The 19,136-nt window shown below is 63.9% G+C and carries 19 protein-coding genes, 1 tRNA gene and 1 pseudogene; 11 read left to right on the top strand and 10 right to left on the bottom strand.

All coding sequences use genetic code 11. The features are described from left to right. The first annotated feature begins 68 nt into the window (after positions 1-68). Positions 69-1,172: a hypothetical protein gene (locus ABIB66_RS06320; RefSeq protein ID WP_354254591.1), complete on the top strand. Its 1,104-nt coding sequence runs from the start codon at positions 69-71 to the stop codon at positions 1,170-1,172. Positions 1,173-1,270: 98 nt separating this feature from the next. On the opposite strand, the gene ABIB66_RS06315 is transcribed toward ABIB66_RS06320, so the two are convergent. Then, a complete protein-coding gene (locus tag ABIB66_RS06315) occupies positions 1,271-1,477 on the bottom strand; it encodes a hypothetical protein (RefSeq protein WP_212277666.1) in 207 nt (68 codons plus the stop codon). A 161-nt stretch (positions 1,478-1,638) separates the two neighbouring features. On the opposite strand from ABIB66_RS06315, the gene ABIB66_RS06310 reads away from it, so the two are divergent. The 9 genes and pseudogenes from ABIB66_RS06310 to ABIB66_RS06270 all read left to right on the top strand — a co-directional run bounded on the left by ABIB66_RS06310 (position 1,639) and on the right by ABIB66_RS06270 (position 12,687). Next, positions 1,639-2,568: a nucleotidyltransferase family protein gene (locus ABIB66_RS06310; protein ID WP_354254588.1), complete on the top strand. Its 930-nt coding sequence runs from the start codon at positions 1,639-1,641 to the stop codon at positions 2,566-2,568. A 506-nt stretch (positions 2,569-3,074) separates the two neighbouring features. After that, complete coding sequence (locus ABIB66_RS06305) at positions 3,075-3,803, top strand: TnsA endonuclease N-terminal domain-containing protein (RefSeq protein ID WP_212277670.1); 729 nt, start codon at positions 3,075-3,077, stop codon at positions 3,801-3,803. Between the two features lie 9 nt (positions 3,804-3,812). Beyond that, a complete protein-coding gene (locus ABIB66_RS06300; protein ID WP_354254585.1) occupies positions 3,813-6,146 on the top strand; it encodes a TnsB C-terminal domain-containing protein in 2,334 nt (777 codons plus the stop codon). Next, the gene (locus tag ABIB66_RS06295; protein ID WP_212277674.1) at positions 6,143-7,243 is read left to right on the top strand and encodes a TniB family NTP-binding protein; all 1,101 of its coding nucleotides are present in this window, start codon (positions 6,143-6,145) and stop codon (positions 7,241-7,243) included. Before ABIB66_RS06300 ends, ABIB66_RS06295 begins: the two co-directional genes overlap by 4 nt. Next, a pseudogene (locus ABIB66_RS06290) lies at positions 7,243-7,545 on the top strand (TniQ family protein); the annotation flags it as partial. The gene ABIB66_RS06295 and the pseudogene ABIB66_RS06290, both read left to right, overlap by 1 nt. Then, positions 7,545-9,110 (top strand): hypothetical protein, encoded by a 1,566-nt coding sequence (locus ABIB66_RS06285; RefSeq protein ID WP_354254735.1) that lies wholly within the window; start codon positions 7,545-7,547, stop codon positions 9,108-9,110. The pseudogene ABIB66_RS06290 and the gene ABIB66_RS06285, both read left to right, overlap by 1 nt. 382 nt (positions 9,111-9,492) lie before the next feature. Beyond that, on the top strand, positions 9,493-9,903 hold the full coding sequence (locus ABIB66_RS06280; protein WP_275168440.1) for a PAS domain-containing protein: 411 nt from the start codon (positions 9,493-9,495) through the stop codon (positions 9,901-9,903). Between the two features lie 122 nt (positions 9,904-10,025). After that, positions 10,026-11,078, top strand: coding sequence for a hypothetical protein (locus ABIB66_RS06275; protein WP_354063969.1), 1,053 nt, complete (start codon positions 10,026-10,028; stop codon positions 11,076-11,078). Between the two features lie 163 nt (positions 11,079-11,241). Then, positions 11,242-12,687, top strand: coding sequence for an MATE family efflux transporter (locus ABIB66_RS06270; RefSeq protein ID WP_354063971.1), 1,446 nt, complete (start codon positions 11,242-11,244; stop codon positions 12,685-12,687). Here ABIB66_RS06270 and ABIB66_RS06265 read toward each other — a convergent pair. From ABIB66_RS06265 to ABIB66_RS06245, 5 genes are all read right to left on the bottom strand, one after another. Continuing rightward, positions 12,684-13,160 carry a hypothetical protein gene (locus tag ABIB66_RS06265; RefSeq protein WP_354063973.1) on the bottom strand — a complete coding sequence of 159 codons (477 nt, stop codon included), beginning with the start codon at positions 13,158-13,160 and terminating at the stop codon, positions 12,684-12,686. The two genes, ABIB66_RS06270 and ABIB66_RS06265, sit on opposite strands and share 4 nt — an antisense overlap. Positions 13,161-13,260: 100 nt before the next feature. Beyond that, complete coding sequence (locus ABIB66_RS06260) at positions 13,261-13,662, bottom strand: SRPBCC family protein (RefSeq protein ID WP_354254582.1); 402 nt, start codon at positions 13,660-13,662, stop codon at positions 13,261-13,263. 188 nt (positions 13,663-13,850) lie between these two features. Next, complete coding sequence (locus ABIB66_RS06255; RefSeq protein ID WP_354206151.1) at positions 13,851-14,210, bottom strand: VOC family protein; 360 nt, start codon at positions 14,208-14,210, stop codon at positions 13,851-13,853. A 56-nt stretch (positions 14,211-14,266) separates the two neighbouring features. Beyond that, positions 14,267-15,106, bottom strand: a complete 840-nt coding sequence (locus ABIB66_RS06250) for a helix-turn-helix transcriptional regulator (RefSeq protein ID WP_354206153.1) — start codon at positions 15,104-15,106, stop codon at positions 14,267-14,269. A gap of 9 nt (positions 15,107-15,115) precedes the next feature. Then, positions 15,116-15,694, bottom strand: a complete 579-nt coding sequence (locus tag ABIB66_RS06245) for a methylated-DNA--[protein]-cysteine S-methyltransferase (RefSeq protein ID WP_354254580.1) — start codon at positions 15,692-15,694, stop codon at positions 15,116-15,118. A 173-nt stretch (positions 15,695-15,867) separates the two neighbouring features. Here ABIB66_RS06245 and ABIB66_RS06240 point away from each other — a divergent pair. Next, positions 15,868-15,941 (top strand) — tRNA-Gly (locus ABIB66_RS06240). A 222-nt stretch (positions 15,942-16,163) separates the two neighbouring features. On the opposite strand, the gene ABIB66_RS06235 is transcribed toward ABIB66_RS06240, so the two are convergent. From ABIB66_RS06235 to ABIB66_RS06220, 4 genes are all read right to left on the bottom strand, one after another. Further along, positions 16,164-16,793 (bottom strand): hypothetical protein, encoded by a 630-nt coding sequence (locus ABIB66_RS06235; protein ID WP_354254578.1) that lies wholly within the window; start codon positions 16,791-16,793, stop codon positions 16,164-16,166. Between the two features lie 164 nt (positions 16,794-16,957). Next, positions 16,958-17,575, bottom strand: a complete 618-nt coding sequence (locus ABIB66_RS06230; protein WP_354254576.1) for a hypothetical protein — start codon at positions 17,573-17,575, stop codon at positions 16,958-16,960. 7 nt (positions 17,576-17,582) lie between these two features. Continuing rightward, entirely contained in the window at positions 17,583-17,933 is a 351-nt protein-coding gene (locus ABIB66_RS06225) for a hypothetical protein (RefSeq protein WP_354254574.1), read from the bottom strand. A gap of 153 nt (positions 17,934-18,086) precedes the next feature. Further along, on the bottom strand, positions 18,087-19,130 hold the full coding sequence (locus ABIB66_RS06220) for a nucleotidyl transferase AbiEii/AbiGii toxin family protein (RefSeq protein ID WP_354254572.1): 1,044 nt from the start codon (positions 19,128-19,130) through the stop codon (positions 18,087-18,089). Positions 19,131-19,136 lie beyond the last annotated feature (6 nt).

Raw genomic sequence — 19,136 nt, 5'->3', positions numbered from 1 at the left:
CCAAAGGTTTGACAAGCATTCGCCGAACACCCAAATGCGATCGCTACAAAACTTTTGAGGAAACGACGGTGAAGGCGACAATACAGACCACGGGCGGTGCGGCCGAGATCGAGACCGACGTCGAGTCCGCGAAGCGGCTCGTTGCGTTTGTCTTAGCCGCTAAGCGGTTGAATGCGGGGTCTTTCGCGCAAGCGATCGACCGGGTCCGGTTCGCCATCAACACGAAGTACAGCGTCGAGGGCCGTGAGATAATCGCCGAAACCTGGTTTACTCATCCTGACGTTAACGAAGAGGCATTCGAGTCGTTTGCCCTGCGGCTACGTCCGATCATCTACGAACGGGATGTTTGTCATTTTGAAAAGGTGATTTCGATCTCGCGCTCGATGTTCGCCAACGTTCCGGCGACCCTGGCAGGGCTGACAGATATCGAGACGCTCTATCATTCAGAAAGGCTGACCGAGCAGCTTTCTAAAATGGAGGCGCTCGCAGAGGCCGTCAAAACTTCGAAATGGCCTGTCGTGAACCTATGGAACGTTGTCTTCGGCGGCAATTTCTGGATGCGCCGGTCGTACCATGATGAGCTTTTTCGCTATGGCTTTTTGTATCACTGGAACGCCCAGGGCGATAAGTGGATGCAATACCGCGAAATCGAGAAAGCCGCGGGCGGGAGGGAGAACGTCCTTCGCTGCATGATCCCGTTTTTTCAATGCCACCATCTTGCCATTACGCGCCTCCAGCAGGTGCTGATCCCCGCTCTGCAGGCGCTGGGATTAGGCGCAGAAATCGAAAGTGGCATGGCACAAGCGACTGACGATGAGAAATTCGCAGATCCCAGCGAGTCGGACACCGACCTTGTTCAGAGCAAGCGGGATATGTCTGAACCTGCTGAACATGGTCATGTAAACAACGAGGAATCGTCGGTACTGGACGTGTTGGGAATGGTACGGTCGCTCTTGCCTGGCCAGCATCTGATCGAAAGGCATTCTTGGGCATTCAGAGAGGGAGAGATGAAGCGGACACTTTCGCTGGAAGCATCCGAGGGCGTTCAACCTCCGCCGGTAAGGCGTGACCGACCTATGCAGATTGCTCCGGTAGGAATGATGATAGACATCATCCCTGCCGGCCAGACGTCAGTGACGCTCGAAGCGACGCCCTACATTTCATCTCGCTGACGATGCTCCATCGGTCCCGGACGAGGGCGTTGCCGATCTGAAAGTACCAATCGCGGGTCTGTACGGGGCCGTGGATTGCTGTGGTGGCAGCGGTAAGGTCAGCCCGCTTTCGGGGCTGCGGCCCGCCTCGCCAGCCATTCTCGGCACGCGGTCTCGACGGCCTTCGACATCTTCGTGCCGTCCTCGATCGCGGCGATCTTCACCTGCTTAATCACCGTTTCGTCCATGAGCACCAGCATCTGTTTGGTGCCGGCGGGGAGCCGCGGACCGCTTCGTGAAGTCTTCTTTTTAGGTTCGGTCGGCATCGAAAATCCTTGATTCGGCAGTTGCCATCATTGCCGATCAGGGGACGCAGGGCAAAATATCGCGCACATTGTTATAGTGCGCAGTTGACTCATAAGAAAGTTTCTACTAGATTTCAATGCGCACTATAACGTAGCGGACAATAATGGTCGATCTTAGGCACATGAATTCGGCTGAAAGGGATCTCTTGGAGACCCTGGCTGACGTGTGGCCCGAGTATGGCCGATCCCTGCGGGACAAGTACGATCTCGACGGCGGCATGCAGTGGAAGGTCGCGAAGGGCCGCGAGTATCTGACCCGCTACCGGCAGGATCCCGAGACCGGCAAGAAGGTCTGGTCGTCGCTGGGGCGCCGAAGCCCCGAGACGGAGGCAATCTACGCCGAATTCATGGGGCGGCGGGCGACCGCCCGCGAGACCATCCAGACCCATAAGGACGACATCACGCTTGGCGGGCGACTGGCCCGGGCGCGCGGATTGACGCGACTTCCCACCCGGAATGCAGAGGTCTTGCGGGCTTTTTGGCTGAATTCGGTCGACGCCTCGATCACCCTGTTCTGCGGCGCGTCGCTCTTGGCCTACGAACGCGAAAGTCGCGTGATCGCCCCGGTCGATCTCGTCCGCGACGACCGCCTGATGTTCGTTTTCGATCCCACCGTCGAAGCCGTGGAGATCGACGGCATAGTGGACGTCTACCAGGAGGTCGTGGGCGGCAAGGCCCGGGTCCGTCAGCGTGACGACATCATGACCGTTCAGGCCCCCGATGGCGTCGGACTGGACATGGTTTCCGAGCGCTACCTGCTCGATCGTACGGCCGATGGCGACCAGGCGGACCTGCTGTCCCGGGCGCTTCGGGAGCCGCCATTCAGAGGCGTCACGTTCGCGAGCGACGGGCAGCCCGTCGCGCTGAAGACTTTCGCCCCGCAGTCATTCGCCATGATGGCTCACGTCATGGCCCAGGAGGACGACCGCTGGCTTGCGAAGGCGGAATTCGCCGGCGCGATGGTCCAGGCGCGCTGGGGATTCGAGCCTGAACAGGAGGCGGTGTTTCCGGGTCTCGGTCTCGATCCGGCCGATATGCCGCCGAGAATCTGACGGCTGCGCAGTGGGGGCCCAGGGAATGTCGAAAATGGTTAACGAAATTCTTCAAGGATTCGTCTGCCGCAATCCCGAAATCCGCCGACCCCTGTAATCAGCTGGTTTCCTGAAAATCGTTGGCAGACGAGTCCTTGGAAAAGAGTCCAGAAGCCACTGTGCCACAAGGGTTTCTACTAATTTTGGTCGGCGCGCAAAAACAGGAATCTTCTTGCCGATCGCTACGATCGCAGCTTACCTGAGCATCGGGAACGAGAGGAAAACAGACCCAGACACGTAACCCGCAACGAAAAGGGGCGGCCCGTTTGCACCGGAACCGCCCCCAAATCGACTGGCCGAAGCGTCGACCAGACCGCACCCGCTAAGGCGATCTGATCTTCGCTCAATCGTCCGCTTCTCGCAAGCGGCATTGCGCCGGATGTCCGGCTGTCGGCTCCCCACCATGAGCATGCTTAACGCCGGCCCCAAACCGGCGAACGGCATCGCTTTGCCGAAAGCCGAGGATCATGACGACGACGTGGAAGACGCTCGAAGACTATCTGAAGCCGAACCCCAACCTGCGGCCGCCGGTCGCAATCAAGGTCTGGACCCCGCCCCGCCGTAGCCGCGGCAAGCGCAAGATCTCGCTGCGCTCGAAGGGGTCGTCCAGGGGCGGCTTCCAGGCGAACGGCAACGCCACCGCCTACGAATCGAACCTCGAGCTGGACGCGGCGCTGTCGCTCCTGGCGCGGCCCGACGTCGTCGACGTCATCGACCAGTATCCGCAGGTCTCCTACGTCGATGCGGACGGGGTCCGCCACCGCTTCACCTTCGACTTCATGTCGATCCACATCGACGGCTCGCGCATGGCGCACTCCGTGAAGCCGAAGGACAAGGTCGAAGCGTCGCGCGTCGAGGAGATTCACGGCTTCATCCGCCGGCAGATCTCGCCGAAGGTCGCCACCCACGTGAATCTCGTCACCGAAGAGAAGCTGACGGACGAAGACCGCTTCAACGCGCGCCTGATCCATACCGTCCGCCGCAAGCCCTACCCCGACGACGACGCGATCATCGCACGCCTGATCTCCGGCCTGCACGGCTCGACCACCCTCGGTGCGCTGGCCAAGGCCAGCGGCCGCCGCGGTTTCGGCTATCGCGCCGCCGCCCGTGCGGTCGCCGCCGGCAAGCTGCGTCTCGTCCGCCACGGCCGCATGGTCTCCAAGGCGGTCGTGTGCCGCCCCAGCGACAAGATCTGAGGAAGTAACATGGCCAAGCTTCGCATCGATCCTCCGGCACCTGCTCCCCGCCCCCGCGGCGGCGTCCGGCTGCGTTTCGGCCGTCACGACCGCATGGTCATCGACGGCGTCGAATACACCATCCTCGACCACGACAGGACCTCTGTCACGATCGCTCGCGCCGACAACGCCGACGCGACGCAGACCCTCAGCCGCGATCAGGTCGATGTGGTGCGCTTCAGCCCGGGTTTCCGGCTGGACCGCAACTTCTATCGTCCTGGGGTCGCGAAGGCCCGCATGCATGCCGGCGTGGATCATCTGAGCGACCTGCCGCAGGAGGAGCAGGCCGACATCATGTGGAAGTTCGCCTACTGCGTGGCGTACATCCGCATGGTCGAAGACGCGAAGAAGAGCAAGAAGAAGATCGCCAAGGACGACAGGTTCGCCATCGCGATCAAGGCGATGAGGGAAAAGGCCAAGGAGAGCGGAAAGAAGGTCGGCAGCGACGACGTGCTGGCGGTGATCATCGAGGCCATCGCGGAAGAGATCGAGAAGACCGAAACGGCGAACGTCTCCCAGAACAAGCGCAAGCGCGCCGGCCGCAAGGTCGTCGTCCGCAAGCCGCCCGGGCCGCGATGCCTCCGCGACTGGGTGAAAGCTCTCGTCGCCGGCAACATGAATCCGTTGGCGCTGCGCACGGACCACCGCAAGTGCGGGAACAAGAAGGCTCGCTTCAACGCGCTGGAGTACGCCATCCTCTATGAGTTCTCCCTACGCGTCGCCACGCCGGAGAAACCGGACGTCTCGGTCGTGTGGCGGGACATGTCGTCGCACATCGAGAAGCTGAACAAAGAGCGTCGCGACGCTGGTCTTCCGGACCTGAAGACGCCGTCCTACACCTGCCTGCTCGACGAGGTCGCGAAGATCCCGGCGTTCGATCTCATGGCCGGTCAGGAAGGGGAGGAACGCGCCAAGAATTACTTCCGCGCCGTCACCACGGGCCTTGCCGACGTCGTTCGGCCGCTCGAGCGCGTCGAGATCGACGAGTGGACCGTCGACTTGCATATCCTGCTGATCCTGACTGGCGTCTGGAACACCTACACCGACGAGCAGAAGGCCAGGGTGCCGAGGGTGAGGCTGGTGCTGTGCCTCGCCATCTGCGTGGCGACGAAGTGCGTCGTCGGAATGAGCCTCGCCCGCAAGGCTTCGTCGGCCAACGCGATCCGGACGCTCGACATGATCGTCTCGGACAAGCAGCCGTACGCGGATGCGGCCGGCGCGTTGACGCCGCTCGACATCCACGGGACGCCCGAGATGTTCGTTGCCGACGCCGGCACCAGTTTCGCCAACCTGGACGTGCGGGCGCGGGTCGTGGATCTCGATGTCGTCTTCCAGACCACGGTGAGCGCCGTGCCCTTCCTTCGCGGAACGGTCGAGCGCGTGTTCCGCACGACCAACGACAAGTTCATCGCCATGTTCGCCGGGAGGACGTTCTCCGACGTGGTGGAGAAAGGGGACTACGACAGTCAGGGGCGCGCGAACCTCACCGTTGACGAATTCGCCGAGGCGCTTGTCCGGTACAAGGTGGATCACTACCACAACCACCCGCATTCGGGGCTCGGCGGCGAGGCGCCCCGTGCAGCGTGGCTGCGGTTGACCGAGGAATTCGGCGTCGATCCTCCGCCGGACGATCATCTGCGGCGCATCGTGTTCGGCGTCGAACTCCATCCGGTCCTCGACGCCAGTGGCCTGCGTGTGCTGGGCGTAGACTACCAGTCGGACGAACTGAACGCGCATTTCGTGGCCAAGAAGCACGTCGAAGTGCGCGCGCGGGTCAACCTCATGAACCTTGGGGCGATCTCGGCCAAGATCGGGGACGACTGGGTTCTGGTCGAGGGACCGGGCGAACTCGAAGGCGTCACCGCCAAGGACTGGATTGCGGCCTGGGATGAATTCCAGCTTCGCAACGCGGCTCTGAACAAGCTGACGAAGCCGCTTCTGGATGACACGATCGCCCACCTCGTCGAGGTCGGGAAGCTCGGCCGCCAGCGCATGAACATTGCGACCGAGCCGATGTCGCCGAAGGAGATCGCCCACCACCATCGCCGAATGAAGATCGGCGTCAAGTTCGTGGCGGAGCGAAAGAGGGCGAAGCGGGCGGGTCCCAGGGATCTCCTTGACGGTGCTCAGGCGGTCGATGGGCACGACAACGCTGTGGCTCGCGCCGCAGCGCCGAAACGTCGCGCTAAGCCGCGCGTTGCCAAGCGCAGGCCGGCGACGAAGCGGGCTCCCGCGAAGCCCGCGGCTGCCAAGAACAAGTCCCGCGGAGTGCATTGGGATATCCCCGACGAGGGCGGCAAGTGAGCCGCCGCAGGCCCCAGGTGAAGCCGGTGGTGGACGACGACATCGCCGACCGGCTGGCATCGCTGACGTCCTTCTTGACGGTCGAGGACGGCCGCGTGGCGGCCGTGATGGCCAAGCTCGAGGCCACCTACGTGAGGTCGAACCGCGACGAACGTATCGCTGTTCAGATCAAGCGCCTGATCAAGAATGCGGTAAAGAAGCGCTTCAAGAACAAGCCGCTCTCCGGGCGCAATCGCCGCGCCGGCGTCGGCTTCGCCGTCGTGGGCGAAAGCGGCTCGGGAAAGACGGAGGCCCTCGAGGTCGCCTTCGCCGAGCATCCGGCCTTCCCGGGGTACGGCGAGCCGGGGTCCGGCTGCATCCTCGTCAGCGTGCTGGCGCCGGGCTCGTGCACCCTCGGCCAACTCGGCTACACCGTCCTCGAGGCGCTCAACTACGACCCCGACTCCGATACGGTCTTGCGCGAGAACGAGGTCTGGAAGCGCGTCAGGGCACAGTTGAGGGCGCAGAAGATCCTGTTTCTCCACATCGACGACTTCGGAAACGTGCTGCACCAGGCGAGCAAGAAGGAGCTCAAGAAGATCAGGGACACGCTGCGCAACCTGATGATCTCCCGGATCTGGCCGGTCCACCTGATCCTCAGCGGCACCGACGAGATCGTGGCTGTGACCAAGGGCGACCGTCAACTCTCCCGCCGCCTCAAGTACGTCGTTTTCGAAGATCTCGGCCCGGAGGACGACGCGGCATGGATCGCCGACGTCGTCGAGAGCTTCGCGAAGGCGGTCGGGCTGAAGGTCGCCAAGCAGGAGGAGGATCTGGTGCCCCGGCTGCGCCGGGCGGCGGCCTTCCAGATGGGCTTGGTGATCGAGATCTTGCTCGAGGCCATCACGCTGTGCGTCGAGGGCCGTCGCCGGACCGTTGGCCGGAAGGACTTCGCGGAAGCCTATGCCGAGCGCACGATGCAGCCGGAGGCCCTGAACATGTTCTTGTCGCCGAACTGGATGGACCTCGACCCTAGCGTCATCCTGGAAGAGGAGGAAGAAGAGGAGCTGTCAGTCGGTCCGAGCAAAAACGTCCGCAAGACCACCAGGAAGTTCTGATGAAGCTCCCGGCAACGCTCGATCAGTGCGCGTCCGAGCCGCCGACCAGCCTGCTCTCGCGGCTCGCCTTCCTCAACGGCCTGACGGCGCTAGAGCTCTGCGGCGACTTCGGACTCGATTTCCAGGGCATCGTGGACGGCGCCGACGGTGCCGTCGCCGACCTGGCCGAGCTGGCCGGGCTCCCCGCGGCGGGCCTCATGGAGTTTGCTTTCGTTCGTGGCAAGGGCTTCGATTATCAGCATCGGGGCGAGATGTTCGTCCGCGACATGCTGAGACGCCGGCGCGTGATGGTTTGCCCGGAATGCCTTCGGGCGGACGGGCCGCGAATTCCGATCCGGACCGGGATCCGGAGGCGGTGGTCTTCAACCGCGCCGATTGGTGCATCGAGGCGGTGGCTACCTGCGCGGTCCACGGTCTCGGCCTGGTCGAGGTCGCGAGCGCCGATGAATACGGACTCCGCCATGATTTCGCGCGGCTGGTCGCGCCGTCGCTGCCGCGTCTGGATGCGCTGTCGAGCAGCGCCGTCCGGCGGCGGCCGACCGGCCTGGAGGACTACGTTTCGGCGAGGCTGGCGAAGCGATCGGCGCCGGTCGGCCTGCTCGACACACTCGAGATTCACGTCGCGATCACGCTTTGCCAGCTCGTCGGAGCTATGAAGCTCTACGGGCGCACGGTGGATTTCGATCGCCTCGACGAAGAACGGCGTCGTCTGGGTGGACACGCCGGATTTTTGATCCTGCGCGGCGGCGCGGAGGCGTTCACCGGGTTTCTGGAGGACATCCAGCACGACTTCTCCCTGCTACGCAAAGGGGGGCTCTACGGGCCCGCCGCAGCGATCGGCTCGTTGTTCAAGCTCCTGAAGACCCGCCGGCAGCGCGTCTATCCGCGGCATGCGGCGTTCGCGCCCGTGCGGTCGTTCGTAACCGACTTCGTGCTCAATAGCTTCGCCCTGCGGTCGGGAGAGGAGTTCTTGGGCAAGGTGGTCGACGAGCGCCGGCTGCACTCGGTCTGGTCCTTGGCGGACGAAACCGGCCTCAATCCGCATCGGCTGAAGAAGGTCTTGCACGGGTTCGGCGTGATCGGCGATCGCCAGATGGCTTATTCGTTCCACAAGATCGCGTTCGACGCCCGCGCCGGCTTGGAGGCGGTGGAATTGGAGAGGCAGTCCTTGGCCATCCCAGAGGTCGCAAAGCACATCGGTGCGACGGCCGCGGACGCAGCGCGCCTCGCGCGGGACGGGTTCATCCGACCGGTCGCGATGCCGCCGAAATCGAAGGTCAGGCCGCGCTACGCGATCTCGGAGCTCGATGCCTTCGTCGGGAGCATCCTGCGGAACGCCAAGCCCGTGGCGGCACGATCGAAGGGACAGATTTCGATGAAGGACGTGCCGCGGCGGACGAGCAGGCCGACGGCGGTTGTCTTGCGTCACCTGCTCGACGGGCATCTGAAGAGCACCTTCAGGCTTACCGGAAAGCACGGCTATGCCGCCCTTCTCCTCGATCTGGCCGAGGTGATGCGCATCGTACGGGACCGGGACCACGGTGGGCTGAAGCTCCGGCAGGCGACCGTCGCGATCTGCACCTCCGAGCCGGTAGCGCGTGCCCTGATCAAGGAGGGCTACATCAAGACGGTCGTCGTCAGGAATCCCGTGACCAGGCAAGAGCAGGTCGTGGTGATGCCGGCCGAGGTCGAGGCCTTCCGCAAGACGTTCATCTCGGCGTGGCTTCTGGCCCGCGAGCGGGGAATGCACCCTACCACCGTCAGGAGGGCGATGGAGCGCGCCGGGATTGAGCCGGCCTTCGCACCGCTCAAGATTGGCGGTTGGATCTATCGGCGTGACGACGTGCCGGCGTCACTAGAGGTTTGAAGCGTCGACTGCGAGGGCGCCTTGCCGGTGTAAATTCTCGGATTTTACCCAATCGGTCGCGGCGCCGGCGCGGCCGATTTTTTTGTCCGGAGGCCAGGTTGCGGATCGACTATGCCCACATTTGCGGCGAGCTTTGCCCTTATTCACGGATCGATTCGACGTTCGTAGATGCAGAAAGGGGGGCGTTTTGGGGATAAACTATGCCCTCATTTACACCCTCCGCTGTCATGCCCCGGCTTGACCGGGGCATCCAGTACGCCGCAACCTATCGGTTCGATGACATCCGCTTCTGGAATACTGGATCGCCCGATAGAGTCGGGCGATGACACCGAATCTGTGTCAGGATGAGAAGCGAAATCCGGGCTACGTCCGAGGTGGCGAAATGACAGATCAATCCCAACTGGACGCAAAAATTCTCGACGACGTTGCAGACGCGCTGATCTATTCGGATCGCTCCGGCACGATCATGCGCTGGAATCGCGCATCGTCCGCACTGTTCGGCTTCTCCGCGGACGAAGCGCTGGGCCAGAATCTCGACCTGATCATTCCCGAACATCTGCGCGCCGCGCACTGGAAAGGCTTCGAGGCCGCGCTTGCCAGCGGCGCGATGAAGCTTGCGGGCAAGCCGACACTGACCCGCGCGCTGCACAAGGACGGACGCAAGCTCTACATCGAGATGACCTTCGCGCTGGTGCGGGACGCCGCTGGAGTGGTGCAGGGATCGGTGGCGATGGCCCGTGACGTGACCGAGCGCGTCGAGCGCGAGCGTGCCGCCAAAGCTGCGCAAAACTAAGCCTCGCAAAATTCGTGATGCGGAATTGGCGAGCCGGCGTGCAGGGCGCCCTGCGTGCGGCTCAGCTTGTCCCTCACCGGATGCAGTGACACACTCGATCAAAACAACGATCGGGAGCGAACATGGCCGCCGCATCAGACCCCGCGCAGGAAGCTCAATGGAAACGCTGGCGCGCGGTTGCCGATCTCTATCACGCCTATTTTACCGGCCTGATCCTCACCGTGGTCACGCGGCGCGGCACGGCAGATGCTGCGGAGTTCGTGTTTCGCGTGTTTCGCCGCCAGCAGCAGGAGCGCTTCCTGCCGGGGCTGGAGAAGCTCGGGCTGAGCCATCTGCCGCCCGCTGTGGCGGCCGCGCAATATCACTACCTCTCGAACTGGATCGGCGGGGTGCACGTCGAATACATGTATGAGAGCGACCGCAAAGCCTGGATCCGCTATCCGCCGCCGCGCTGGATCTGGAAGGGCACCGCGATCTGCGGAGTGCCGGGCGAAGTCTCACGCGCAATGCTGCGCGGTTGGCACGCCAACAACGGTGTCGCGCTCGGCGATATCAGATTGGGGTTCGTCTGCACCAAGCAGAGCGTCGACGGCCAGGACGGGCTCGAAGGCTACTATTATCAATATGACCAGCCGCTCGAACTCGACCAGCGCCTCGTGTTCGCGCGGCATCTCGAAGCGCCGCTGTTCGATGCCGCCGCGGCTCCGGCATTGCCGGTCGCAAGCTGGCCGAGACCGCGACTGGAAAAAGCCTATCGCAACTACGCCATGGAATATGTGCGCACTGCCGCGCCCGTAATGGTGCAGCTGTTCGGTCCGGAGGATGCGGGTTATCTCCTGCACCTCACCGGCAAGCTGATCGGGATGCAATATTTCGATGAGGTCGCTGCGGCGCTGTCGATGGGCCGCGGCGGTGCGAGCGAATTCGCGACGTTCCTCAACGCGCTGTTGGTCGCGCAGGACGATGCGGCTGAGACGACACAATCCGAAGGCACGTTTGAAATCCGTCAGCAGAGCTGGAAGTTGATGGACGGCGTCGCCGATCACCACCCAGCTTGCGCCGAGGTGCTGGCGGGGTTGTTCGAGGGGCTTGCCGCCGGATGCGGGCGGCACATCGGCGTGCACCTGTCCCCGACACCGGGCGGCCGTCCGCCGTTGCTCTGGCGCATCGGTTAATTCCTCCACGAAATGCGCTGCCGCAGGGCACGCCTGCACCTGGCGCAGGAGGAATCGCTGCGCGTCGTGCTAACAAGCCTCTCGTTGCGCCCTGCGCGCGAACCAATTCATTGGCACACCTAAGCATTGCTGCGCCGCAAATGGCGCTTCGCCCGGAGAGGACATGTCAGACATCGCCGAAATCCCGGTCGATGAACAAGAGCGTCCGCTGCCGCCGCCCCCGCGCCCCGTGAGGAGCGCGCTGACGGACGGGCCGATCCTGCGCACGTTGCTCGGACTGGCGTGGCCCAACGTTGTCGCGCTCTCCGCCGGTACCTGCACAGTGATTGCGGAGACCTCCTATATCGGACGTCTTGGTGTGGAAGCGCTGGCCGCGATGGCGCTGGTGTTTCCGACAGTGATCCTGACCATGACCATGTCGGGCGGTGCGATGGGCGGCGCGGTAGCCTCCGCCATCGCGCGGGCGCTCGGCGCCGGCGATCGCGAGCGTGCTGGGACGCTCGCCGCGCACGCGCTGCTGATCGGCATCAGCTTCGGCCTCGTCTTCATGCTGGGCATGCTGATCTTCGGACCCAAGGTGCTTGAGATGCTCGGCGGCCGCGGCGAGGTGCTGACGCATGCGATCGCGTACACCCAGGTGTTTTTCGGCGGCGCCGTGCTGCCTTGGCTGCTCAACACCATGGCCGGGGTCCTGCGTGGCACCGGCAACATGAAGCTGCCGTCGCTGTTGATCCTCAATTCTGCGGCCTGGCAGATCGTGCTCGGCGGCACGCTCGGCCTCGGGCTCGGTCCGGTGCCGCAATTCGGCATGCGCGGCGTCGCCGCCGGCGCGCTGATTGCCTATTGCATGAACATCGGCGTGATGGGCTGGTACCTGTTCTCCGGCCGCGCCCGCGTGACGCCGAAGCTGCGCGGACTTCGCATCCAATGGGCGATGTTTTTCGACATCCTCAAAGTGGGCGCCGTTGCCTGCTTCTCGCCGCTGCAATCGGTGCTGACAATCTCGATCTTCACCCACATGCTTGCGAAATTCGGCACCGCGATCCTCGCCGGCTACGGCATCGGTGCGCGGCTGGAATTCCTGCTGACCTCGATCGCGTTCTCGTTCGGCATCGCCTCGGTGCCGATGATCGGCATGGCGGTCGGCGCCGGCCGCATCGCCCGCGCCCGGCGCATCGCCTGGATCGCGGCGGCGAGCGCCTTCGTCGCCGTCGGTGCACCGGCGTGCCTGGTTGCGATCTTCCCCGATCTCTGGGTCAACATCTTCACCGACAGCGCGACCGTGCGCGCGACCAGCCATCAATATCTGTCGACGGTGGCGCCGTTCTACGCCTTCATCGGCCTCGCCTCGACGATGTATTTCTCGTCGCAGGGCGCTGCGAAGGTGATCGGGCCGGTGCTGGCGCAGACCGCGCGGCTGATCTACATCGCGGCGGTCGGCTGGTGGCTGTCGACGCATGATGCCACCGCGCAAAACTTCTTCTGGCTGGCGGCGAGCTCGATGGTCGTGCTCGGCCTGCTCTCATCCTCCAGCGTGGTGCTGACACGCTGGGGACCGCGCCAAACCAAACCTGCGATCAGGCCGGCTCTGTCGGCCGCTGCGGACTAGCGGTGCCGGTGGCGGCGATGGCCGCCACCGACGTTGGTGAGCCGCATCAGTTGCGGAATCATCGCCATCATGTCGCCGCCACCGGCGCCGCCGAGCATGCCCATGATATCGCCGCCACCCATGCCGCCCATTCCGGTCGGCATGTATCCGCCTGCGCCCATCGGCGCGTAGCCACCGTAATTGGGTGCACCGAAACCGCCGCCGAGATTGCCGCCGCCGAGGCCACCAATTCCGCCGCCGCCATTCTCCATCATGCGGCTCATCATCGGGCCCATGGTCTGCATCATCATGCCGAAGCGGCGCTTGCCCATCTTGGCCTTCATCATCTCCAGCATCGGTGCCATCTGCGTCATCATGTCCTCGCCGCCGGCACCGCCGCCGCCGAGGAACTGCGCCTTTGCCGGCGCGCTCGAAATCGAAAACATCAGCAGCACGGCGGCTGCCTGGCAGATCACCTTGTCCGCACCTCTCATGGCCTGCTCCTCGCGTGCGTGGCGCCGCCGGGAGAGCGGAGCCAACCGGGCGCACGCCGCCATGGTTATTGCGGACGAGGGCTGGGCTCTGTGAGAAAGATCACGCAGCAGCTGCCGGGAACGGTCGGTGTATCGCGGCGACGGCGTCCTTGGTCTGTCCCTGCACATAGGGCGCGAGCTCGTTCGGCAGCATGTCGATGATCCAGACCAGGCGGCATCTCGCCTCGCCCTCCGCGATCACCTGCACCGAGGCGCTGTAGTGCTTCAGACGCTCGTTGTTGATCGCGTAGACCAGCCGCTGCCGCGCATCGTCGCAATCGACCAGCATCTCGCGCGCCACCGATCCGTTGGCGAAGGTGACGACGCGCGCGTCGCCGTCGAGCGTGCAGGCCGTGACGAAGCCCGGCGCCAGCCGCCGATGCAGCGCGCCGAAATCGCGCACCGCATCCCAGACGTCGCGCGCCGGGGCGGAGAGGGGAATGTCGTTGTGGATGGAGGCCATTGTTGAATCCTGGTTGAGTCCTGTGTAGAGAAGCGAGCGATAGCGCCGTCATCTCAGCTGTCATCGCCCGACTTGATCGGGCGATCCAGTATTCCAGTGGCCGCTGTGATGAAATCGAGAAGCTGCGGCGTACTGGATGCCCCGGTCAAGCCGGGGCATGACAATGTGTGTGGTGAGGGCTGCCGTACTCACGTGCAGACCGCCTCGACATTGTTGCCATCGGGATCGATCAAGAATGCCGCGTAGTAAGTCGGGCTGTAATCCTTGCGCGGGCCGGCGCCGCCATTGTCGCGGCCGCCGCTCTTCAAGCCCTCGCTGTGGAACGCCTTCACCGAATCATGATCCCCGGCGCGAAAGGCGATATGGGCGCCATCGGCCTTGCGTCCCTTGTTGAGGTGCAGCCATAGCCCGGGTTCGCCCTTCGGCCCGAAGCCGGCATAACCGTCACCGCTCGAGCACAGGACATAACCGAGCGGCGCCAGCACCGCGGTGTAGAAGCGCGTGGCGGCGTCGAGGTCGGCTACGCGCAATCCGATATGGTCGTACATGGTCGTCTCCATTTCCAAAGCGCGCCGCAATCGGCGCGCGCCGGAGACGAACCTAGTCAGTTGAGGGCAAGCTGTTCTTGGAGAATCTTGCGCTCGCCCTTCGAGGCCTGACGGAACTTGGTAGGCGACACGCCGGCGGCGCGGTGGAAGGTGCGGACGAAGTTGGAGAGATCGCCGAACCCGACGTCATAGGCGATGTCGGTGACGGCGATGTCATCGTCGGTAAGCAGCCGCGCCGCGTGCCGCAGCCGCGAGCGCAGCAAATATTGATGCGGGGTGACGCCGAGCACGGCGGAGAACAGCCGCAGGAAATGGAACGGGCTGAGCCCTGCCTGCCGCGCGGCCTGTTCGAGGTCGACCTCGGCATGCGAATTGGCGTCGATCCACAGCGCGGCTTCCACGGCGCGGCGGCGGTCGCGCGCGGTCGGCGTCGTCGGCTTGCGCGCCTTGCCCGAGACGACATCGACGAAACGGCCGGCGAGGATCTGACCGACTTCGTCGAGACCGAGGTCGCTGTTGCCATCTGCCGCCGTCTGGGCGAGTTCGCCCAGCACCATCAGCTCGGGCAGCGGCGGCGTCGCGCCGACCTGCCAGACGTCGCGCCGGCCGCCGAGCGCGTCGACCAGATCCTCGCTGAGGAAAAAGGACAAGCAGACGTCACCGGCGACATGCTCATGCGTGCAGGTGTATTCCTCGCCTGGCGCGCCGACCAGCATCGAGCCCGCCACCAGATCGAAGAACCCGGCGCGGCAATGACAGCCAAAGCTGCCCGCGCGGACATAGGCGATGGAATGGCCGGTGCGGCATTCCGCAAACGGGCTGTCGTCCGGTCCCGCGTCGCAGCGAAACTCGGAGACGGTCATCGAGGGGGTGGTCAGCAGCGTGGTCGCGTCCATGCCACCTATCTAGGTGGAGGGTCTCGGTGGGGCAACGGGCAGCAGCACGTCGAACAGCGTCTTGCTGGCGATCGGATGGGCGCCCTCCAGCGACAGCAGCCGCCGCTTGGAGATCACCCCGCCATAGGGCGAAAGCCGGTCGGTGTAATTGCCGGCCTCCAGCACCCGGTGGCAGGGCACGATCAGCATGTAGGGATTTTTCGCGATCGCCTGGGCCACCGAATGCGCGGCGCCGGAGGCGCCCAGCGTCTTGCCGATCTCGTGATAAGTGCGCGTCTCCCCGCGCGGGATGGCGCAGGCCGCTTCATAGACCCGCCGGTTGAAGCCGGGCACCCCGCTTGCGTCCAGGCTGACCTCGGAAAAATCAGCATCGCTGCCTTTCAGCAAGCCCACGATGCCCTCGATCGCAAACGCGGCATTCGCGGACGGCCGCTGTTCGCGCGCCTCGGGATGGACCTGGAAAATCCGGCGGCGGGTATCAATCTCCCGCGCCTCCGGCAATTGCACGGCGACGATGCCGGTGCTGCTCCAGATGATGCCGCAACGCCCTATGGTCGTGTCGAATATCGCGTAGCCACGCCCCACCATGCACACGCCCCACTCAGTGCACGTCTCCCCAGACAGGCGATCATAACACCGCCACAATCCGGCGCGCACCCAAAATCTTACCGGAAACTTAAGAAGGGTCGGGCGGGCTGCGCCAAAGCGCTTGGCGAGATGCGCCGTCTCGGCTAATCAGAGCGGGCGCAGGCTGCGCATCCGCGGGCGTAGTTCAATGGTAGAACGGCAGCTTCCCAAGCTGCATACGAGGGTTCGATTCCCTTCGCCCGCTCCAATCAATTTGCTCCTGTAAAACCAGGCAATTCCGAGCATTTTTCGCTCCGAATTTCCGTCGTTTTCAAAAATCCTGTACAACCCGCGTACAACGATCGGCGGAAAATCCGGCACCGGCGGGTCCGACGGGCCGATGATCATCGCGGCGGTTATCGTCGACGTAGCGCCGGCATCGGCATCATCATGCTGCTGCTGATGATGATGCCGACCATGATCGCCGCGGCTACGCTGCCCCTTTGAACGAGATGTTGAAGTAGGCGTTTGGCGAGCCGGCATGGGTCCGCTCAGCGGAGAAGCCCAGCGCCAGAGCCGCAGCGATCAGCATGCCGTTCGCGACGTAGTCTCCTGCCTCGCGCTCGGCGTCGTGCTTCAGCCCGTAGCTGCTGCGCTTGCGGTTCATCGACTTGCGCCGGCCGAACTTCGAGAGGAACTCGGCAGCTCTGATGAACTCCTCGACGCCGTGCTTGCCGAGCATCTCGTCGCGGTTCTCCAGGAAACGTGCCTCGGCCTCCTCTGCGGTCTCGCTGCGGCCACGCGTCACGCGGTACCCGAAGCTGCTGAGCTCGGGCGCGAGATCCATCGCCTTCCGGAGACCGGCTTGCGCGAGCGCCCGCAGCAGCGTGCCGCCAGGCGCGTCGAAGGAATGCTGGCGCAGGTAGTCCTGAAAGGCGCCTTCGTCCGGAGCGGTCCCCGCCGGCGCCGTTGCGAGCGCCGCGCGCATCGACGCGTTCGTGGTCCAGCCCAGGCCGCGCGCGAGCGCCTCGACGCGGTGGGACGACTTGACGTCGGGGAGCGATGCCCGAAGGGCATCCTTCATGCGTTCGATATCGTTGAGAGTGACGATCGACTTCATCTGACAATCCTCGGTTAGGGGCACACGGGTCGCCGATTAAGCCAAGTGCCTCGGTCCGAAAGGATCGGGATGGTCGATGTGGAAGCCGTTTGATCCGGCGACAGGTCGAAGGTGGCGAGCCCGTTCCGAATATAGCGATCGCTGTGAGTCGGCGCAACGATCCGCTACGGTTTCTTCTGCTGCGTGGCCTGGGCGATGCTGCCGTCCTTCTTCGCGACGCGGACAGTGAAGGCATTGCCGGTCGTCGGCACCGTGAACATGACGACGTAGGCGTCGCTATCGGTCTCCATCTTGTCGAAGTGGATCCTGTCGGAGGTGAGGCCCGTCTCCTTCGCGACGAAGCCGGCAGCAGCCGTGAGCGCACCTTCGGGCGCCGTCGCCGGCGCGAACAAGCGATTGACCGCGAACGTGACCGTACTCGCCAGTGCCAGCAAAAGCGCGATGATCACGACGCGCGCATGACCGCGCACGCCCTTCGAATACTTGTCCACGTCATCGGGGTTCTGAGGAACCTTCGCGGTGACTGTCAGCAGATTTGCATAGGCCGAGAGCCCCATGACGGCGAACGCCACGACGAAGAGCAAACCGGTGCCGGCGAGCACCAGCACCCACTTGGAGAGCGTGTCGCTCGGAACGCGCGATGGGTCGGTGAAGAGCGCCGCCACGCCGCCGATACCGGCAAGGCCTAGCGTGAGTGTCTGCTTGAGGAACTCGAAGCGACCGGAGTTCGCGTCGATCGTGTCCTTGATCGTCGTGGGGGGCGGAGGCGCTGAACCGTTCATGGTCGGCTCAGATCGGCCAGCACGTGCAACCCGACAGGCTTTGCCACAGTCCCATGTTCTGGAGGACGAACACGCCGCCGATCGTCCGCTTGGACGTCTCGATCTTGGCGCGGTTGTCGGCCTTCTTCGCGAGATCGAACAGAAACGTAGGTAGGGCGCCCATGACCTGACGGACTATGGGAGCCCTATCAACGGCCACGGCGAAATCCCCGAGGCCGAGCGTATCTACGTGGACTGATTTGAGGCCTTCCTTGAGGATGGTCTTCGCCTGCGGGCTCAGCGTCCAGCCCGACTTCCTTTCGAAGTCCGCAAAGATCGTCTCAAGCGGGTCGGGAGCGGTCGACTCGATCATGACCATGGATCACCTCAACGGTCGCGCTGCGCGGGAATGCAACCAGAAGGATAGCATACGCGAGCCGCGTGACAACCGCCCGGCGATCGGCCGTCGGATTTGCCGTCGGCGAGGCCGTCGGGAATCTTCGGTGCCGTCGGTGAGAAGTCCGAGCGACGGTCACGCTGCGTTCAAGGTCGCTTCGGCCGCCTTGATCTTGGCGAGGATGTTGTCGAACGGTGGGATATCGCCGAAGATCATGCCGGCCATCTTTTCGTAGTCCGCTTTCAGCGGATCGAGCATGCCGTCGGCGGGCACGATGCCGAACGTTCCGGGCGTCGCCTGGTCGAGATCGAGAGGCTTGCGGTCGAAGTAGAGGCGTGCGTGCTTCACGCAGCTTTCCGCGAGCTCCAGATCCTGCAGCGCGGCGTCGCCGTGTTCGGAGGCGAGAAGGCGGAATACGTCGTAGTAGTGGCGCGACAGGCGCTGCCCGTCCTTGTAGAGTTCGCCCCTATTCTGAAACCAGTGCCGCTGTCCGTGCAGGATGATGATCTTGTCCCAGAACGTCCTCTCGGGTTTGATCGTCAGCACGTTCGGTACGGCGAGATCCAGTCCATCGGTGTCGGATGCCGAGTAGGGAACGATCGTCTTGGTCTCATGCGGATCCAGTGCCGATTTCGCTCCTGACTCGATCTTCACGACGCGGCGGATGTAGGCCTCGTCGGAATTCGTGAACGCGCTTGGATAGTGGAAGAGAACGGACTGCTTGTCGGGGTCGTCCGGATCCGGCTCGATCTTGAACTTCATCCCATCGAGCTCGGCGGCGGCGAACTTGGTCAGCGCGGCCTGGAACGGACCGTGGATGTAGCTGCTGCAGCGATCCTTGATCTCATCGAGCTGGCGCTTGCGCTTGTTCGATCCCATGGCACGCAGTTCGTCGTCGGAGGGAAACGGATCGCCCGGCAGGTCGTCGCGGAAGACCGTGATGTCGATGTCTTCCGAAAACCGCTGGATCAGGTCGAAGGCCTTCGAGAGCGAAGTGCCTCCCTTGAACAGGAGGCGCTCCCCGATGCCCGCCTTGTTGTAGAGCGCATCGAGCGTCCAGCAGACCCAGAAATCCTTTTCGACGTTCTCCGGCGCGCACGACAGGCGTTGTCCGGTCGTCTGAAACAGACCTCGACGGTCGTCAGCGCTGGCCCGGATGATCTGCTGCAGGTCGCTCATGATTGC

Source organism: Bradyrhizobium sp. F1.13.3, assembly GCF_040548265.1.
GTDB lineage: Bacteria > Pseudomonadota > Alphaproteobacteria > Rhizobiales > Xanthobacteraceae > Bradyrhizobium.
The sequence above is the reverse complement of the archived record's forward strand: the minus strand, read 5'-3'. Positions and strand labels throughout refer to the sequence as shown.

What these genes read in the sequence shown, in the direction of transcription:
- ABIB66_RS06260 (WP_354254582.1), bottom strand. Translation starts at nt 13,662, where the DNA reads ATGGCCTCCATCCACAACGACATTCCCCTCTCCGCCCCGGCGCGCGAC.
- ABIB66_RS06310 (WP_354254588.1), top strand. Translation starts at nt 1,639, where the DNA reads ATGAATTCGGCTGAAAGGGATCTCTTGGAGACCCTGGCTGACGTGTGG.
- ABIB66_RS06280 (WP_275168440.1), top strand. Translation starts at nt 9,493, where the DNA reads ATGACAGATCAATCCCAACTGGACGCAAAAATTCTCGACGACGTTGCA.
- ABIB66_RS06220 (WP_354254572.1), bottom strand. Translation starts at nt 19,130, where the DNA reads ATGAGCGACCTGCAGCAGATCATCCGGGCCAGCGCTGACGACCGTCGA.
- ABIB66_RS06275 (WP_354063969.1), top strand. Translation starts at nt 10,026, where the DNA reads ATGGCCGCCGCATCAGACCCCGCGCAGGAAGCTCAATGGAAACGCTGG.
- ABIB66_RS06250 (WP_354206153.1), bottom strand. Translation starts at nt 15,106, where the DNA reads ATGGACGCGACCACGCTGCTGACCACCCCCTCGATGACCGTCTCCGAG.
- ABIB66_RS06285 (WP_354254735.1), top strand. Translation starts at nt 7,545, where the DNA reads ATGCCTTCGGGCGGACGGGCCGCGAATTCCGATCCGGACCGGGATCCG.
- ABIB66_RS06255 (WP_354206151.1), bottom strand. Translation starts at nt 14,210, where the DNA reads ATGTACGACCATATCGGATTGCGCGTAGCCGACCTCGACGCCGCCACG.
- ABIB66_RS06225 (WP_354254574.1), bottom strand. Translation starts at nt 17,933, where the DNA reads ATGGTCATGATCGAGTCGACCGCTCCCGACCCGCTTGAGACGATCTTT.
- ABIB66_RS06235 (WP_354254578.1), bottom strand. Translation starts at nt 16,793, where the DNA reads ATGAAGTCGATCGTCACTCTCAACGATATCGAACGCATGAAGGATGCC.
- ABIB66_RS06315 (WP_212277666.1), bottom strand. Translation starts at nt 1,477, where the DNA reads ATGCCGACCGAACCTAAAAAGAAGACTTCACGAAGCGGTCCGCGGCTC.
- ABIB66_RS06305 (WP_212277670.1), top strand. Translation starts at nt 3,075, where the DNA reads ATGACGACGACGTGGAAGACGCTCGAAGACTATCTGAAGCCGAACCCC.
- ABIB66_RS06245 (WP_354254580.1), bottom strand. Translation starts at nt 15,694, where the DNA reads ATGGTGGGGCGTGGCTACGCGATATTCGACACGACCATAGGGCGTTGC.
- ABIB66_RS06300 (WP_354254585.1), top strand. Translation starts at nt 3,813, where the DNA reads ATGGCCAAGCTTCGCATCGATCCTCCGGCACCTGCTCCCCGCCCCCGC.
- ABIB66_RS06265 (WP_354063973.1), bottom strand. Translation starts at nt 13,160, where the DNA reads ATGAGAGGTGCGGACAAGGTGATCTGCCAGGCAGCCGCCGTGCTGCTG.
- ABIB66_RS06230 (WP_354254576.1), bottom strand. Translation starts at nt 17,575, where the DNA reads ATGAACGGTTCAGCGCCTCCGCCCCCCACGACGATCAAGGACACGATC.
- ABIB66_RS06270 (WP_354063971.1), top strand. Translation starts at nt 11,242, where the DNA reads ATGTCAGACATCGCCGAAATCCCGGTCGATGAACAAGAGCGTCCGCTG.